The organism is Bradyrhizobium ivorense, from assembly GCF_900696085.1.
GTDB lineage: Bacteria > Pseudomonadota > Alphaproteobacteria > Rhizobiales > Xanthobacteraceae > Bradyrhizobium > Bradyrhizobium ivorense.
Genome location: NZ_CAADFC020000007.1, coordinates 116,323 through 131,284, shown reverse-complemented (window position 1 = coordinate 131,284; position 14,962 = coordinate 116,323). Strand labels below are relative to the sequence as shown.

Genomic DNA, 14,962 nt, shown 5'->3' with positions numbered 1-14,962 from the left:
ATTGCCTTTGCAAACCAAAATAGGCGGTTCTCGGGCAATTGCCTAGAAAACGTTGGTCGCGGCCGGAATCGGAAGCGGATTCGGCTCGGTTCACCTCGCCCGCCTGCGGGGAGAGGTCGGATCGCAGCGCTAGATGCGATCCGGGTGAGGGGGGCCTTCCGCGAGTCCGTCTGACAGCGTGAATGCTGAGGCAGCCCCTCACCCCAACCCTCTCCCCGCAAGAGCGGGGCGAGGGAGGGGATAGGGCGTGCCGGTCACGCAATCTTCGGATTGAGCTCGCCGGCGGCGTAGCGCTTGGCCATCTCGGCGGTGGTCAGCACCTTCTTGATCTTGCTGGCCTGGCCCGCGGTGTTGAACTCCTGCAGGCGCTGCTTGCAGAGCTTGGTCATCGCTTCCATCGCCGGCTTCAAATACTTGCGCGGATCGAACTCTTCCGGGTTGTCCTTCAGAACTTTCCGGATCTGGCCGGTCATCGCCATCCGGTTGTCGGTGTCGATGTTGATCTTGCGCACGCCGTTCTTGATGCCGCGCTGGATCTCGGCGACCGGCACGCCCCAGGTCGGCTTCATCTTGCCGCCGTTGGCGTTGATGATGTCCTGCAGGTCCTGCGGCACCGACGAGGAGCCGTGCATCACCAGATGCATGTTGGGCAGCTTGCGGTGGATCTCCTCGATCACGTTCATGGCGAGGATGTCGCCGTCGGGCTTGCGGGTGAACTTGTAGGCGCCGTGCGAGGTGCCCATCGCGATTGCCAGCGCGTCGACCTTGGTCTCCTTGACGAACTTCACGGCCTCGTCGGGATTGGTCAGCAGCTGGTCGTGCGACAGCTTGCCCTCGGCGCCGTGGCCGTCCTCCTTGTCGCCCATGCCGGTCTCCAGCGAGCCGAGCACGCCGAGCTCGCCCTCCACCGAGATGCCGCCGAGATGCGCCATGGTGGTCACGGTCCTGGTGACGCCGACATTGTAGTCCCAGTCGCCGGGGGTCTTGCCGTCGGCCTTCAGCGAGCCGTCCATCATCACCGAGGTGAAGCCGGCCTGGATCGCGGTCATGCAGGTCGCGGGCTCGTTGCCGTGGTCGAGATGCACGCAGACCGGGATCTGCGGGTAGATCTCGGTGACCGCGTCCATCATGTGCTTGAGCATGACGTCGTTGGCGTAGGAGCGCGCGCCGCGCGAGGCCTGGATGATGACGGGGGCGTCGACCTCGGAGGCCGCCGCCATGATCGACAGCGCCTGCTCCATGTTGTTGATGTTGAAGGCAGGTACGCCGTACTCGTGCTCGGCCGCGTGATCGAGCAGTTGCCGCAACGTAATGCGAGCCATTCCAATTCTCCCTGTATTTGATGCACTTGCGCGGTTCTGATCCGGATCAGCCGTGTTTCAACACTTCGACGCCGGGCAGCGGCTTGCCTTCCATCCATTCAAGAAACGCGCCGCCCGCGGTCGAGACGTAGGTGAAATCGCCGCCGACGCCGGCCTGGTTCAGCGCCGCGACGGTATCGCCGCCGCCGGCGACCGAGATCAGCTTCTTCGATTTGGTGCGCTGGGCGGCGTGCTTGGCCGACACCACCGTGCCGCGGTCGAACGGCGTCAGCTCGAAGGCGCCGAGCGGCCCGTTCCACACCAGCGTCGCCGCGTCGTCGATCGCGGCATGGATGCGCGCGATCGATTGCGGGCCGACGTCGAGGATCATGCCGTCGGTGGGAATCGCGTCGAGGCCGTAGGCGTGCGACGGCGCGTTGGCGGCGAACTGGCTGGCGACGACCGCGTCGACCGGCAGGATGATCGCGCAATTGGCGGCATTGGCCTTGTCGAGGATGCGCAGCGCGGTCGCCGCTAGATCCTTCTCGGCCAGCGACTTGCCGACCGCGACGCCCTGCGCGTGCAGGAAGGTGTTGGCCATACCGCCGCCGATCACCAGCGCATCGACCTTGCTCACCAGGTTTTCCAAAAGCTCGATCTTGGTCGACACCTTGGCGCCGCCGACGATCGCGATCACGGGCTTGGTCGGCGCATCCAGCGCCTTGCCGAGCGCGTCGAGCTCGGCCTGCATGGTGCGGCCGGCATAGGCCGGCAGCTTGTGGCCGAGGCCCTCGGTGGTGGCGTGGGCGCGGTGCGCGGCGGAGAACGCGTCATTGACCCAGATGTCGCCGAGCTTTGCCAGCTCCGCGACGAAGCCGGCGTCGTTCTTTTCCTCTTCCTTGTGGAAGCGGGTGTTTTCCAGGCAGTGGATGTCGCCGTCCTTCATGGCGCCGACCGCCTTGGCGGCGACCTCGCCGATGCAGTCGTCGGCGAACCCGACCGGGCGCTTGATCACCTTGGCGAGCTCCGCGGCGACCGGCTTCAGCGAGTCCTTGGCGTCGCGGCCCTTGGGCCGGCCGAAATGGGCGAGCAAGATCACCTTGCCGCCCTTATCGGAGATTTCGGTGATGGTGGGCGCGACGCGCTCGAGCCGTGTGGCGTCGGTGACGCGGCCGCCTTCCATGGGGACGTTGAGGTCGACGCGCAGCAGCACGCGCTTGCCCTTCACGTCGACGTCATCGAGGGTACGGAATGATTTTGTCATGGGGTCAACTCGAACTCTGGACGGTCATTCCGGGGCGATGCGGAGCATTGAACCCGGAATCTCGAGATTCCGGGTCTGGTGCTGACGCACCATCCCGGAATGACGGAGGAGCAAGAACGAAATGCCCGGCACAAGGCCGGGCATGACGGAGCGTTCGACTTACAGCAGCTTGCCGATCGCGACGGCGGTGTCGGCCATGCGGTTCGAGAAGCCCCATTCATTGTCGTACCAGGCCATCACGCGCACCAGCGTGCCGTTCTGCACCTTGGTCTGATCCATGTGGAAGGTGGCCGAGTGCGGATCGTGATTGAAGTCGATCGAGACGTTCGGCGCGGTGGTGAAGCCCAAAATACCCTTGAGCTGCTGCTCGGAGGCGCGCTTCATCGCCTCGTTGATTTCCTTGGCGTCGGTGGCGCGCTTGGCGACGATCTTCAGATCGATCACCGAGACGTTCGGGGTCGGCACGCGGATCGAGACGCCGTCGAGCTTGCCCTTCAGCTCCGGCAGCACGAGGCCGATCGCCTTCGCCGCGCCGGTCGAGGTCGGGATCATCGACATCGCCGCCGCGCGGCCGCGATAGAGGTCCTTGTGCAGCGTGTCGAGCGTCGGCTGGTCGCCGGTATAGGCGTGGATCGTGGTCATGAAGCCGGTCTCGATGCCGACCGTTTCGTTCAACACCTTGGCAACCGGCGCGAGGCAGTTGGTGGTGCAGGAGCCGTTGGAGACCACCAGCTGGTCCTTGTTCAGCGTGTCGTGGTTGACGCCGTAGACGATGGTGGCGTCGGCGCCGTCGGCGGGGGCGGAGACCAGCACGCGCTTGGCGCCGGCGGCGAGATGGGCGGCCGCCTTCTCCTTGGCGGTGAAGATGCCGGTGCATTCCAGCGCGATGTCGACGCCGAGCGCCTTCCACGGCAGCTTGGAGGGATCGCGCTCGGCCGAAACCTTGATCTTGCCGGTGCCGAGGTCGATCGAGTCACCGTCGACGGTCACGGTGCCGGGGAAGCGGCCGTGCACGGAGTCGTAGCGCAACAGGTGCGCGTTGGTCTCGACCGGGCCGAGGTCGTTGATGCCGACCACTTCGACATCCTTGCGGCCGGACTCTGCGATGGCGCGCAGAATGTTGCGGCCGATGCGGCCAAACCCGTTGATCGCGACGCGGATTGCCATGCTCGTCTCTCCTTTAAAAGCTGCTGCCAACCCCGTGGGAAGTATCCCACGAGGGTTTTGCGGCGGAACGCCCGGTTCGGCCGGGCGCGGACGGAAAAGATGGAGCCTTGGTAATCCTTTTTTGCGACAAGCTCAACCTTCCGACGGGTGTCTGGCCAGCGTCAGACGCGCTTCAGCGCAGCGTTGACCACGGCCTCGGCAGTAATGCCGAAGTGCTTGAAAAGGTCCTTCACCGGGGCGCTGGCGCCAAAGCCATGCATGCCGATGAATTCGCCATCATGGCCGATCACGGCATCCCAGCCCCAGCGTACCGCGGCCTCGATCGCGATCTTGACCGGAGCATTGCCAATAATGGCGTTTTGCCGCTCGGCGGGCTGCGAAAGCAGCAATTCCAGCGCGGGCACCGACACCACGCGCGTCGCGATGCCGCGCTCGGCGAGCTGCTTCTGCGCCTCGACCGCGATCTGAACCTCGGAACCGGAGGCGAACAATGACACTTTTGCGTCGCCCTGCGCCGCGACCAGCTCATAGGCGCCGTGGCTGCAGGGGTTGTCGTTCGGCGCGGTGGTGCGGAGCTGCGGCAGGTTCTGGCGGGTGAGCGCCAGCACCGTCGGGCCGTCGATGCGGTTGAGCGCGAGTTCCCAGCACTCGGCGGTCTCGACCGCGTCGCAGGGCCGGAACACGCGCATGTTGGGCATCGCGCGCAGTGCGGAGAGATGCTCGACCGGCTGATGCGTCGGGCCGTCCTCGCCGAGGCCGATCGAGTCGTGGGTCATGACATAGACCACGCCTGTGCCCATCAGCGCCGACAGCCGGATCGCGCCGCGGGCATAGTCGGTGAAGACCAGGAAGGTCGCGCCGTTCGGTGCGAAGCCGCCGTGCAGGAAGATGCCGTTGAGGCACGCCGCCATGCCGTGCTCGCGGATGCCGTAATGGATGAAGCGGCCCTTCGGCGCCTTGGCGGCGAATGCCACCGCCGACTTCGCCTTGTTGTTGTTGGAGCCGGTGAGGTCGGCGGAGCCGGCGACGAACTCCATCGGCATCGCGGCTGCGATCACCTCGATCGCGGCTTCCGACGATTTGCGGGTCGCGACGTTGAGCGGATTTTCCAGCAGCGACTTCTTGTGCGCGCGCAGCGCCTTGGCCAGCGACTGCGGACGCTCGTGGCGAATGCGGCGCTCGAACTCGGCGCGCTTGCGGCTGCCGAGCTGGTTGAACTGCTCGTCCCATTCCTTGTGCGCGGCGGCGCCACGGGCCCCCGCCTCGCGCCATGCCTTCAGCACGTCGTCGGGCACCGAGAACGGCTCGAGCGAGATGCCGAGCTTTTCCTTCGCGGCTTTCAATTCCTCTTCGCCGAGCGCCTCGCCATGCGCCTTGGCGGTGCCGGCCTTATGCGGCGCGCCGTAGCCGATCGTGGTCTTGCAGGCGATCATGCTCGGCTTGTTGGATTTCTGCGCGCGGGTGATCGCGGCGGCGATCGCCTGTTGGTCCTGGCCGTCGATCAATTCGGCGGCCCAGCCCGCGGACTTGAAGCGCTTCACCTGGTCGACGGAATCGGAGAGCGAGGTCGGGCCGTCGATCGAGATGCCGTTGCTGTCGTACAGCACGATCATCTTGTTGAGCCGCCAGTGACCGGCGAGCGCGATCGCTTCCTGCGAGATGCCTTCCATCAGGTCGCCGTCGGAGGCGAGCACATAGGTGTGGTGGTTGACGATCTTCTTGCCGAATTCGGCGGCGAGCATCTTCTCGGCGAGCGCCATGCCGACCGCGGTCGCAATGCCCTGGCCGAGCGGGCCGGTGGTGGTCTCGATGCCTTTGGTGTGGAAATTCTCCGGATGTCCCGGCGTCAGCGATCCGAGCTGGCGGAAATGCTTGAGCTGGTCGAGCGTCATCTCCTTGTTGCCGGTCAAGTACAGCAGCGAATAGAGCAGCATCGAGCCGTGGCCGGCGGACAGCACGAAGCGGTCGCGGTCGGGCCAGGCCGGATCGGCGGCGTCGAATTTCAGAAATTGGGTGAACAGCACGGTCGCGATGTCGGCGGCGCCCATCGGCAGGCCGGGATGGCCGGATTTCGCCTTTTCGACGGCGTCCATGGCAAGGCCACGGATCGCATTGGCCATACGGGTGTGATCGACCTGCGTCATGATGAAGAGTCCGCCTGGAATGAGGAGCTGTTGCGGGACGCATCGGGGCGGGCAGCCGCGACGCGCGCGTGGATGGCCTTACGGGTTGGGGGGTGGATTAGCACCTCAATTCCGCAAGTCCAAGGCGATGAAACGCCCCAAAACGGGGAAAAGTTGCTCGAAATGGGCCTATTTCATTGTTCGGTGCATAGTTCTGCGCCGGCGTTGCGCATTGCTCGCTTGCCACGTAAATTTCGTGGCGTAAGCGCTTGCCGAAACGCCGGTTTTGCCGTGCGGCAGGCTTGATCCTTCAAGCAGGCTACCGGAAAGGGGTCCGCGCCGCGTGTCATGAGTGATCGTCTCGCCAACGGGTCTGGCAATACCGAGGCACCGCTTGCTGATATCGATGCCGCGACCAAGCGGCTCATGTCGGCGCTCGATGCGCTGGAAAGCTCGGTGGAGCGGCGCCGCGAGGCCGACCGTGACGAGAACGAGTTGGCAAGCCGGATTCAGGCACTCGGCGCCGACAGATCCCGGCTCGCCGACGAGCTCGACGGCTCGCTGGTGAAGACGCGCAAGCTCGAGCGCACCAATCGCGAGATCGCGGAAAAGCTCGACGCGGCGATCGGCACGATTCGCGCCGTGCTCGGCGGAGAGGCCAAATGAGCCACATCAACGTCACCATCAACGGCCGGCAGTACCGGATGGCCTGCGAGGAGGGCCAGGAGGTGCGGCTGCTCAAGCTCGCGGAAAACCTCGAGCAGCGCATCGAATCGCTGCGCGGAAAATTCGGCGAGATCGGCGATGCGCGGCTGACAGTGATGGCGGCGCTCACCGCCTGCGACGAAGTGGTCGATTCGGCTGCGCGCATCCGCAGCCTCGAGGAAGAGATCGAGCAGTTGCGCAACGCCCGCAGTGCCGCCGTCGACCGCGCCCGCGCCACCCAGGCCGCCGTCTCCAACGCGCTCAACGCCGCCGCGGAGCGGATCGAGCGCACCACCCAAGTGCTCAACCGCACCATCGGCGGCGGCATCGCGATCGGGTGATTCCTTCTTCACCCTCCCCTGGAGGGGGGAGGGTCGGCTCACAATGAGCGAAGCGAATGTGAGGCGGGGTGGGGTGATCTCTCAACACGGGCACCGTTCGAGTGGAGAGACTTTCACCCCGCCCCGTATCGCATCTTGCTTCGCGCGATGCGATGCGACCCTCCCCCCTGCAGGGGAGGGTGAAGAACATCACGTGGACTGCGTCTTCCTTGCCGCTGGCGGAACAACCGCTTCGTCGCTACATTAGGCCCAGCGAAGCTGCGTTGCGCGTCAGGAGCCATATATCCCCGGGGCCTTATCGATCCTTTAGGGAACTGTCCCTGGCCGGGTCCGTGGACCCGGACATATGGTGCCCACCTACTTTCGTAGGGAACTCCGGGATCGAGCGCTCCAACGGCCTCTGCGGCTTCGCACTCAAAAGCGCGATGGGTTCATCGCGCTTTTGGGTTGTTGATGAGCATGATCTTGCCGGGAAAGGCCGCTTTGCGTTTTCCGGATCAGGCCCTGAATTCGACTGTTGCCTTGTCGTCGCGCTGGGGCGTTCGATTGTGGTGCAGTGTCGCCCCGCGCATGCGGGGTCTCCAGTACGCCGCGGCTTGGCCGTTGGACTGCTAGCGTCTCTGGAATTTCTGCGTCCGCCGCGAGCGGACGATGACAGCGGAAGATGGTCATGCATGCATCTCCATCGAAAGCCGAGCTTCGCGCGCTGGCGCTGGCCAAGCGCGACGCGTTGAGCGATGCGCAGCGCGCGGCCGCCGCGGAGGCGCTGGCCAAGCGCGGCACGCCGTTCGAGATCACGCCGGGCATGATCGTCTCGGGCTACGCCCCGATCCGCAGCGAGCTCGATCCGAAGCCGCTGATGCTCAAGCTCGCCGAGAAGGGCGCGCGGCTGGCGCTGCCCTGCATCAACGCCCGCGGCCAGTCGCTGACCTTCCGCACCTGGGCGCCGCACGACCGCCTGATGCTCGGGCCGCTCGGCATCCCGGAGCCGTCGCCGGCCGCCGCCGAGGTGCATCCGGACGTCATGCTGGTGCCGCTGGCGGCGTTCGACCGGCTCGGTCACCGGATCGGCTACGGCGCCGGCTATTACGACTATACCTTCGCGCATTTGCGCAAGACCAAGCATGTGATCGGGGCCGGGCTGGCCTTCGCGGCCCAGGAAACCAAGGCGGTCCCTGCGCTATCGCACGACGTCGCGCTGGATTATGTGCTAACGGAGCGCAAGACGTTTGATTTCCGGAGTGCCTAGCATTGCGAATCCTCTTCGTTGGTGACGTCGTCGGCAAGACCGGCCGCACCGCCATCACCGACCACCTTCCCGGCATGATCAGGGACTGGTCACTCGATCTCGTCATCGTCAATGGCGAGAATTCCGCCGGCGGCTTCGGCATCACCGAGGCGATCTACCAGGAGCTGCTCGATGCCGGCGCCGACGCGATCACGCTCGGCAACCATGCCTGGAATCAGAAGGAGGCGCTGGTCTTCATCGAGCGCGCGCCGCGCCTGATCCGCCCGTTGAATTTCCCGCGCCATTCGCCCGGCCGCGGCTCGGCGCTGATCGACACCAAGAACGGCAAGCGCGCGCTGGTCATCAACGCGATCGGCCGCGTGTTCATGGAGCCGTCCTCCAACGATCCGTTCGCGGCGATCGAGCGCGAGCTCGAGGCCTGTCCGTTGCGCGAAGGCGCCGATGCCATCGTGCTCGATTTCCATGCCGAGGCCACCAGCGAGAAGCAGGGCATCGGCTTCTTCTGCGACGGCCGCGTCAGCCTCGTGGTCGGCACCCATACCCATGTGCCGACCGCCGATCACCAGGTGCTATCAGGCGGCACCGCCTATATGAGCGATGCCGGCATGACCGGCGACTATGATTCGGTGATCGGCATGCAGAAGGAGGAGCCGCTGCAGCGCTTCCTCACCGGCATTCCCTCCGGCCGTTTCGAGCCCGCCGCAGGCGTCGCGACCTTGAGCGGCATTGCCGTCGAGACCGACGACGCGACGGGACTTGCCGTGAAGATCGCCCCGGTCCGCGCCGGCGGCCGCCTCGAGCCCGCCGTGCCGGCGTTCTGGACGTAGACTTCACCTCCCCTTGAAAAGGGAGGTCGCTTTGCTCGCCAGAGCAAAGCGGGTGGGGATCTGCTCTCTCCATACGCGCCGGTGCCTGTGGCCGACCCCCATCCCGACCTTCCCCCTTGCAGGGGGAAGGAGAAGCAGGCGACGCGTAGCCCGGATGCAGCGAAGCGCAATCCGGGACCGGTCCCGCGGCTGGCAGGCCCCCGGATTGCGCTGCGCTGCATCCGGGCTACGGGCTACGGCTCCATCCCCCGTCATTGCGAGCGAAGCGAAGCAATCCATCGCAACGCATATGCGGAACGATGGATTGCTTCCGCCTTCGCCAAGGCTTCGGCGGACAAGTCGTCGCTGTCGCTCCTCGTAATGACGGGGCCGCGGATTTCATGACTGCCTGGGGCGAGCCGCTTCGGAATAGTAGAATAATACCGCTGAGTTGCCCGCATGGCTACTTTGCATGGGGTTGTTTTTCAGGTTTTGGCTGAACGGCTCACCGCACGCGGGCTACGGGTCTCCTACGACTGCCGAAAACCCATCCGGAACGCGCCCCAGTGGCGGCCGCGGACGACGATCGGCGACGAGACGTCCTTCATGAGGACAAAGTTGCCGCCGCCCATGTCGCGGCGATAGGTCTGCAGCAGGAACGGTTTTGTATTCGCCGCGACCTGCTTCACCGCGCGGTCGTTGAACAGGCGGCGGTTGCGGCAATTGGCGTTGTTCCAGACCGGGTCCGGTCCCTGCGGGTGGCGGTAGTTCGGATTGTGGGTCGGCAGGTAGCCGCCTTTGGCCCAGGCGACGCAGAACACGATGCGCGGATCGCTCCTCTGGATCGGGTCCTGGATCGCCGGCAGCACGCGATCGGTGAAGGCGACGTAATCGGTCAGATACTGCTTCGGATCGGTGCCCGCGATCTCGCGATAGTTCTCGTCCATCAGTTGCTCGATCGTGATCTCGCCGCGCGCGATCGCGGTCTCGAACACGTCCGAAATCTGTTTTGCGGTGTCGACCACGACGCGGATCAGCGGCGCGTCTGAGGTTTCGACGCCGCTGTCGGCGATCAGTGCGATCAGGTTCTCGGATGTCTCGAGCAGCTTCGCCACCCGCGCATCGGCGTTGCGGAGATCGCGCGAGGACAGATCGACGCCCTTGGCAAGCTCGTTGAGCTCGGCGATCACGGTGTCGCAATGGCCGAGATTGGAGGTGGCGGCGCGCGCGACGCTGCCGATCTCGGCGCCGACCGAGGAGAAGCCCTCCTGCACGCGCATGATGATGCCGGAGATCTGCTGCGCGCCTTCGCCGGCGCTTTTCGCGCGCAGCGACGCATCGCTGCTCTCGCCGATCAGGCTGCCGATCTGGCCGTCGAGATCGCGCACGGTGTCGGAGATCTGATGCGTGGCCTGGCGGGTCGCCTCCGCGAGGCTCTTCACCTCGCTCGCGACCACCGCAAAGCCGCGGCCGGCGGTGCCGGCGCGCGCGGCCTCGATGGTGGCGTTCAGCGCCAGCAGATTGGTCTGCTTGGCGATCGCCTCGATCGAGCCGGAGACTTTTGCGACCTGGCTCAGCGCCGAGCCGACCGCAGCGAGCCGCGCCTCGATCCGGCCGACCGCAGCGACGAGCTCGGCGATATGGCTGACCGCGGTCTCGACCGCGTGGCGCGACTCCGCGATTTGGCCGACCGCGGCCGATGCGGTCGACTGCACCGCCTGCGAGGCATTGGCGATGTCGTGATTGGCCGAGACCATGGTCTCGGCGGTCTCCTGCAGATGGTGGAACCGCTCCGACTGGCTGGCGACGCGGTTGGCGACCTCCTGGACGTTGCCGGCGATGTCGGCGAGCTCCACCCCAAGGCCGCCGATCCGGTCGGCGAGCTGGTCGACCAGCCGCTCGGCCAGCGTCCGGTTCGATGAAGTGTCCAGAACTGCGACCTGCACCACCGACATTTTTCCAGCTTCCTCCGTCAGCGCGGCCCATCGCCTCGCCGCTGCATTCCCATTCCTAAAGCGTGATTCGCGCGCGGTCTTGCCTGAGCGTGCACTGCGTAGCCCGGATGCAGCGCAGCGAAATCGGGGCTACGCGCTTTCAACCTCCCCTTGAAAAGGGGAGGTCGCTTTGCTCGTCAGAGCAAAGCGGGTGGGGATCCGCTCTCTCCACACGCGCCGGTGCGTGTGGCTGACCCCCATCCCGACCTCCCCCTTTCAGGGGGAAGGAGAAGAGCCGGTAAACTCGTTGGCTCCATCCGCGCTTTGGGACCGTCAAAGCTTGTAGGCGCTGCGGAACCCGCCCCAGTGCCGGCCGCGGACGCGGATCGGTACGTCGATCTCGCGCATCATCACGGTGTTGCCGCCGCCCATGTCGCGCGCGTAGGTCTGGACCAGATAGGCACGCTGGTTGCGCGCGGCGGCAAGGCCGGCGGGATCGTTGAAGATGCGGCGGTTGCGGCAGTTGGCGGTGTTGTAGGCGACGTCGCCCGGCCGCTGCGGCTGCGAGTAGATCTGGTTGTGGACCGGCAGATAGCCGTTCTGGTCGACGGTTGCGCAGAACGCCATCCGCTTGTCCTTGGCGAGGAACGCTTCCAGCAGCTCGGGCAGCGCGCGGTCCGCCCAGTCCAGCATCTTGGTGCGGTACTGCACCGGATTGGTGCCGGGGATTTCGACATAGTCGGTGTCGAACATGTCCGCGATGGTGATCGCGCCGCTCGAAAGCCCGTTCTCGAACAGCTTGGTCAGCGCGTGACCCGCCTCCATCGCGCGGGTGATCAGCTCGGCGTTCTCCTCGCGGATCGCCCAGATCTTGTCCTCGACCTTTTCGCGCAGCGCCGGTGTCGTAGCCTCGAAGCGCGCACGCGCGCCGGCCTTGGCGCGCTCGCCGATCCGGATGCTGCAGGCGCCGATGTCCTGCAGCGTTGCACTCAGGCTCTCATTGGCCGGAAGGTTTTCCGCGTTCGGCCCGCCGATCAAAATGCCGTCCATCGCGATCTCGTAGACCGGCGCTGTGATGACGCCGCGCGCGGTCTTGATCTCGATCGGAAGATTGCAGGGCAGGCGCTCGTTCTGGCGCGGATCGCCGCGCTCGTTCTGCCGGAGCAGCACCGCGCAGCGCGCTTTCAGCTTCTGGGCGAAGGCGGTGACCGCCTTGCCGGCCTTGGCGACGCTGTCGCCATGGGTCTCGGCCTCGCGCGTCGCGCTGTCGATCTCGCCGGCGCTGGTGCCGACCGAGACGATGAAGTGGGAGGCGGAGGCGGCGTTCTGCCCCATCGCGCCGGTGATCTGGTTCTGCTCGGCGACCGCACCGTTGACGTTCTCGAATACAGGGCGGATCGCCTCGATCGCCTGCGAGATGCGGTGCACGGCGTCCGCCGAGCCGGTGGCGTCCTTCTGCAGCGCCTCGATCTTCTTGGTGATCTCTTCAGTGGCGCTCTGGGTCTGCACCGCGAGCGCCTTGACCTCGGTCGCGACCACCGCAAAGCCCTTGCCGGCGGCGCCGGCGCGCGCCGCCTCGATGGTCGAGTTGAGCGCGAGCAGCGTGGTCTGCCGCGCGATCTGCGCAATCAGATTGACGACGTTGCCGATCGCAGCTGACGATTCGCGCAGGCGGTCGACATTGGCGGTGGCCTCGCGCGCCGCGGCCGCGGCCTCGTCGGCGAGGCGGGAGGCGCTGCGCACCTGCGCCCCGATGTCCTCGGCGGAATGGGTGAAGCGGTCGGCGGCCTCCGAGAAGGTGGTCGCCGTGCTCTGCGCGTCGCTGGTGCGGCCGGTCAGGGCGTCGGTGCGGGCGCGGATGGTCGCGAGCGTCGCCGCCGTCGCATCGGCGCCGTCGGCCACCGAGCCCGCCGCGCGCTCGAGCTGGCGGATCATCGCGCCGAGCTCGAGTTCCAGCAGTTCCAGGATTTCCCGGGCCGAATCGATTTCGGCAGAGGCAGGGGCGTCAGGCGCGGCCGCAGCCAGAACTTTGGCCTCGGTGGCCGGCGCGACCGGCTCCGGCACCTGCTTTCGAAACAAACCGAACGCCATGGGGGGCTCTTGGGGGTTGTTCTTGGGAGTTGGGCGGGACGCGCGATCCTCGCATCCGGGCATGAAGTCATGGTTAACAGGTGCCTCATATTCCGGCATGCGGTAGGATGGTCCGGACGGAAAGCGTCCCGCCGATGCTTTGATTTTGGCGGGTCACGGGCCTATAAGGCCGCGTTTTCCATCCCGTTCAGACCTACGATTCCAAGAGACGACGCATGGCCGGCCATTCCCAATTCAAGAACATCATGCACCGCAAGGGCCGGCAGGATGCCCAGAAGTCGAAGCTTTTCGGCAAGCTGGCCCGCGAAATCACCGTCGCGGCCAAGCTCGGCACTCCTGACCCGGCGATGAATCCGCGGCTGCGCGCCGCGGTGGTTGCGGCCCGCGCGGAAAACATGCCGAAGGACAATATCGATCGCGCCATCAAGAAGGCCGCGGGCAATGAGGGCGAGAACTATGACGAGATCCGCTACGAAGGCTACGGCCCCGGCGGCGTCGCCGTCATCATCGAGGCGCTGACCGACAACCGCAACCGCGCCGCCTCCGACATCCGCTCCTTCTTCACCAAATCGGGCGGCAATCTCGGCGAAACCGGCTCGGTCGCCTTCATGTTCGACCGCACCGGCATCATCGAATATGACAAGAGCGTTGCCTCCGACGACGCCATGCTGGACGCCGCGATCGAGGCCGGCGCCGACGACGTGGTCTCCAGCGAGGCCGGCCACGAGGTCTATGCCTCGCAGGACACCTTTCGCGAGGTGGCCAAGGCGCTGGAGGCGAAATTCGGCGAGCCGCGCAAGGCGGCGCTGACTTGGAAGCCGCAAAACACCGTCGCGGTCGACGACGAGACCGGCGAAAAGCTGCTGAAGCTGATGGACTTGCTCAACGAGCACGACGACGTGCAGAACGTGTTCGCCAATTTCGAGATCTCCGACGCGCTGGTCGCCAAGATGGGTGGCTAGGCGTCGCGTCCTCGCCCCACACTCCGCTGTCATCGCCCGGCGCGACCGGGCGATCCAGCATTCCAGAGACCGGCGTTTGATCGGTGAAGCCGCGGCGTACTGGATCCCCGCTTTCGCGGGGATGACGAGCAGGGCTGGATGACGAGCACCGATGACACGCGGGGCAGGGGATGACGCTCCGTTTGTGTTTCGTTCTCGCAGGCAGAGGCGGTATCACTACCCCATGACAGCCCAGCCGATTCGCTCCCCCGTCCGCATCATCGGTATCGACCCCGGCCTCCGCCGCACCGGCTGGGGCGTGATCGAGACCGAGGGCAATCGTCTGGTCTATGTCGCCTGCGGCTCGGTCGAGCCGCCGGACGACCTGCCGCTGGCGAGCCGCCTGCTGGCGATCCATGAAGGGCTCGCCGCCGTGCTCGGCGACTACCGGCCGGCGGAAGCCGCGGTAGAGCAGACTTTTGTCAACAAGGACGGCGTCGCCACCTTGAAGCTCGGGCAGGCCCGCGGCGTCGCCATGCTGGCGCCCGCAATGTTCGGCATCTCTGTCGCCGAATACGCGCCGAACCAGGTCAAGAAGACAGTGGTCGGCGCCGGCCATGCCGAGAAGAACCAGATCCAGGTGATGCTGAAGATTTTGCTGCCGAAAGCCGAGCCGCCCTCCGCCGACGCCGCCGACGCGCTCGCGGTCGCCATCACCCACGCCCATCACCGCCAAAGTACCGCGCTGCGGCTGAAGGTGGCGAGCTTATGATCGATAGCGTTGATTTAGCGCGTGAGGTGAGCACGCCAGTCAGGCTCCCTCCCCCCTTGCGGGGGAGGGTCGGGGAGAGGGGTAAGCCCCGGGCGCTGACCGCTGATCTGCCACGACGCATCAACGAAGGTCACGCGATTCGCGCAACACGTTCGGCAACCGAGCAAGCGGTACCCCTCTCCCTAACCCTCCCCCGCAAGGGGGGAGGGAACCCTTCCCCTGGTGGCTCCCTCACTGTTTGCAAAAAATTCGAACGCCGCGTCGGCGC

Annotated in this window: 12 protein-coding genes and 1 other RNA gene; 7 read left to right on the top strand and 6 right to left on the bottom strand. The window is 65.9% G+C overall.

Annotated elements, in window-relative coordinates; all coding sequences use genetic code 11:
* Positions 1-254 precede the first annotated feature (254 nt).
* The 4 genes from fba to tkt form a co-directional block, all read right to left on the bottom strand.
* Positions 255-1,322, bottom strand: coding sequence for a class II fructose-bisphosphate aldolase (gene fba / locus CI41S_RS10985; RefSeq protein ID WP_139858971.1), 1,068 nt, complete (start codon positions 1,320-1,322; stop codon positions 255-257).
* A 46-nt stretch (positions 1,323-1,368) separates the two neighbouring features.
* Positions 1,369-2,565 (bottom strand): phosphoglycerate kinase, encoded by a 1,197-nt coding sequence (locus CI41S_RS10980; RefSeq protein WP_139858970.1) that lies wholly within the window; start codon positions 2,563-2,565, stop codon positions 1,369-1,371.
* A gap of 159 nt (positions 2,566-2,724) precedes the next feature.
* Positions 2,725-3,732 (bottom strand): type I glyceraldehyde-3-phosphate dehydrogenase, encoded by a 1,008-nt coding sequence (gene gap, locus CI41S_RS10975; protein ID WP_139480568.1) that lies wholly within the window; start codon positions 3,730-3,732, stop codon positions 2,725-2,727.
* Between the two features lie 161 nt (positions 3,733-3,893).
* Positions 3,894-5,876 (bottom strand): transketolase, encoded by a 1,983-nt coding sequence (gene tkt, locus CI41S_RS10970; RefSeq protein WP_139858969.1) that lies wholly within the window; start codon positions 5,874-5,876, stop codon positions 3,894-3,896.
* 327 nt (positions 5,877-6,203) lie between these two features.
* On the opposite strand from tkt, the gene CI41S_RS10965 reads away from it, so the two are divergent.
* From CI41S_RS10965 to CI41S_RS10945, 5 genes are all read left to right on the top strand, one after another.
* The gene (locus CI41S_RS10965; RefSeq protein ID WP_139480570.1) at positions 6,204-6,521 is read left to right on the top strand and encodes a DUF4164 domain-containing protein; all 318 of its coding nucleotides are present in this window, start codon (positions 6,204-6,206) and stop codon (positions 6,519-6,521) included.
* A complete protein-coding gene (locus CI41S_RS10960; RefSeq protein WP_139480571.1) occupies positions 6,518-6,901 on the top strand; it encodes a cell division protein ZapA in 384 nt (127 codons plus the stop codon). The genes CI41S_RS10965 and CI41S_RS10960 overlap by 4 nt, the downstream gene beginning before the upstream one ends.
* Positions 6,902-7,153: 252 nt before the next feature.
* A non-coding RNA gene (gene ssrS / locus CI41S_RS10955) (6S RNA) lies at positions 7,154-7,314 on the top strand.
* A gap of 257 nt (positions 7,315-7,571) precedes the next feature.
* Entirely contained in the window at positions 7,572-8,150 is a 579-nt protein-coding gene (locus CI41S_RS10950; protein WP_139480572.1) for a 5-formyltetrahydrofolate cyclo-ligase, read from the top strand.
* A 2-nt stretch (positions 8,151-8,152) separates the two neighbouring features.
* The gene (locus tag CI41S_RS10945; RefSeq protein WP_139858968.1) at positions 8,153-8,977 is read left to right on the top strand and encodes a TIGR00282 family metallophosphoesterase; all 825 of its coding nucleotides are present in this window, start codon (positions 8,153-8,155) and stop codon (positions 8,975-8,977) included.
* A gap of 509 nt (positions 8,978-9,486) precedes the next feature.
* On the opposite strand, the gene CI41S_RS10940 is transcribed toward CI41S_RS10945, so the two are convergent.
* Positions 9,487-10,911 (bottom strand): methyl-accepting chemotaxis protein, encoded by a 1,425-nt coding sequence (locus CI41S_RS10940; protein WP_139858967.1) that lies wholly within the window; start codon positions 10,909-10,911, stop codon positions 9,487-9,489.
* Between the two features lie 312 nt (positions 10,912-11,223).
* Entirely contained in the window at positions 11,224-12,981 is a 1,758-nt protein-coding gene (locus tag CI41S_RS10935; RefSeq protein ID WP_139858966.1) for a methyl-accepting chemotaxis protein, read from the bottom strand.
* A 215-nt stretch (positions 12,982-13,196) separates the two neighbouring features.
* Here CI41S_RS10935 and CI41S_RS10930 point away from each other — a divergent pair, with 215 nt between their 5' ends.
* Together CI41S_RS10930 and ruvC are read left to right on the top strand one after the other, a co-directional pair.
* Positions 13,197-13,943, top strand: coding sequence for a YebC/PmpR family DNA-binding transcriptional regulator (locus tag CI41S_RS10930; RefSeq protein ID WP_139858965.1), 747 nt, complete (start codon positions 13,197-13,199; stop codon positions 13,941-13,943).
* A 223-nt stretch (positions 13,944-14,166) separates the two neighbouring features.
* Complete coding sequence (gene ruvC, locus CI41S_RS10925; RefSeq protein ID WP_139858964.1) at positions 14,167-14,694, top strand: crossover junction endodeoxyribonuclease RuvC; 528 nt, start codon at positions 14,167-14,169, stop codon at positions 14,692-14,694.
* The last annotated feature ends 268 nt before the right edge of the window (positions 14,695-14,962 follow it).

Excerpts from the sequence above, each read along its gene's own strand:
- fba (WP_139858971.1), bottom strand. The coding sequence starts at position 1,322 with ATGGCTCGCATTACGTTGCGGCAACTGCTCGATCACGCGGCCGAGCAC.
- CI41S_RS10980 (WP_139858970.1), bottom strand. The coding sequence starts at position 2,565 with ATGACAAAATCATTCCGTACCCTCGATGACGTCGACGTGAAGGGCAAG.
- gap (WP_139480568.1), bottom strand. The coding sequence starts at position 3,732 with ATGGCAATCCGCGTCGCGATCAACGGGTTTGGCCGCATCGGCCGCAAC.
- tkt (WP_139858969.1), bottom strand. The coding sequence starts at position 5,876 with ATGACGCAGGTCGATCACACCCGTATGGCCAATGCGATCCGTGGCCTT.
- CI41S_RS10965 (WP_139480570.1), top strand. The coding sequence starts at position 6,204 with ATGAGTGATCGTCTCGCCAACGGGTCTGGCAATACCGAGGCACCGCTT.
- CI41S_RS10960 (WP_139480571.1), top strand. The coding sequence starts at position 6,518 with ATGAGCCACATCAACGTCACCATCAACGGCCGGCAGTACCGGATGGCC.
- CI41S_RS10950 (WP_139480572.1), top strand. The coding sequence starts at position 7,572 with ATGCATGCATCTCCATCGAAAGCCGAGCTTCGCGCGCTGGCGCTGGCC.
- CI41S_RS10940 (WP_139858967.1), bottom strand. The coding sequence starts at position 10,911 with ATGTCGGTGGTGCAGGTCGCAGTTCTGGACACTTCATCGAACCGGACG.
- CI41S_RS10935 (WP_139858966.1), bottom strand. The coding sequence starts at position 12,981 with ATGGCGTTCGGTTTGTTTCGAAAGCAGGTGCCGGAGCCGGTCGCGCCG.
- CI41S_RS10930 (WP_139858965.1), top strand. The coding sequence starts at position 13,197 with ATGGCCGGCCATTCCCAATTCAAGAACATCATGCACCGCAAGGGCCGG.
- ruvC (WP_139858964.1), top strand. The coding sequence starts at position 14,167 with ATGACAGCCCAGCCGATTCGCTCCCCCGTCCGCATCATCGGTATCGAC.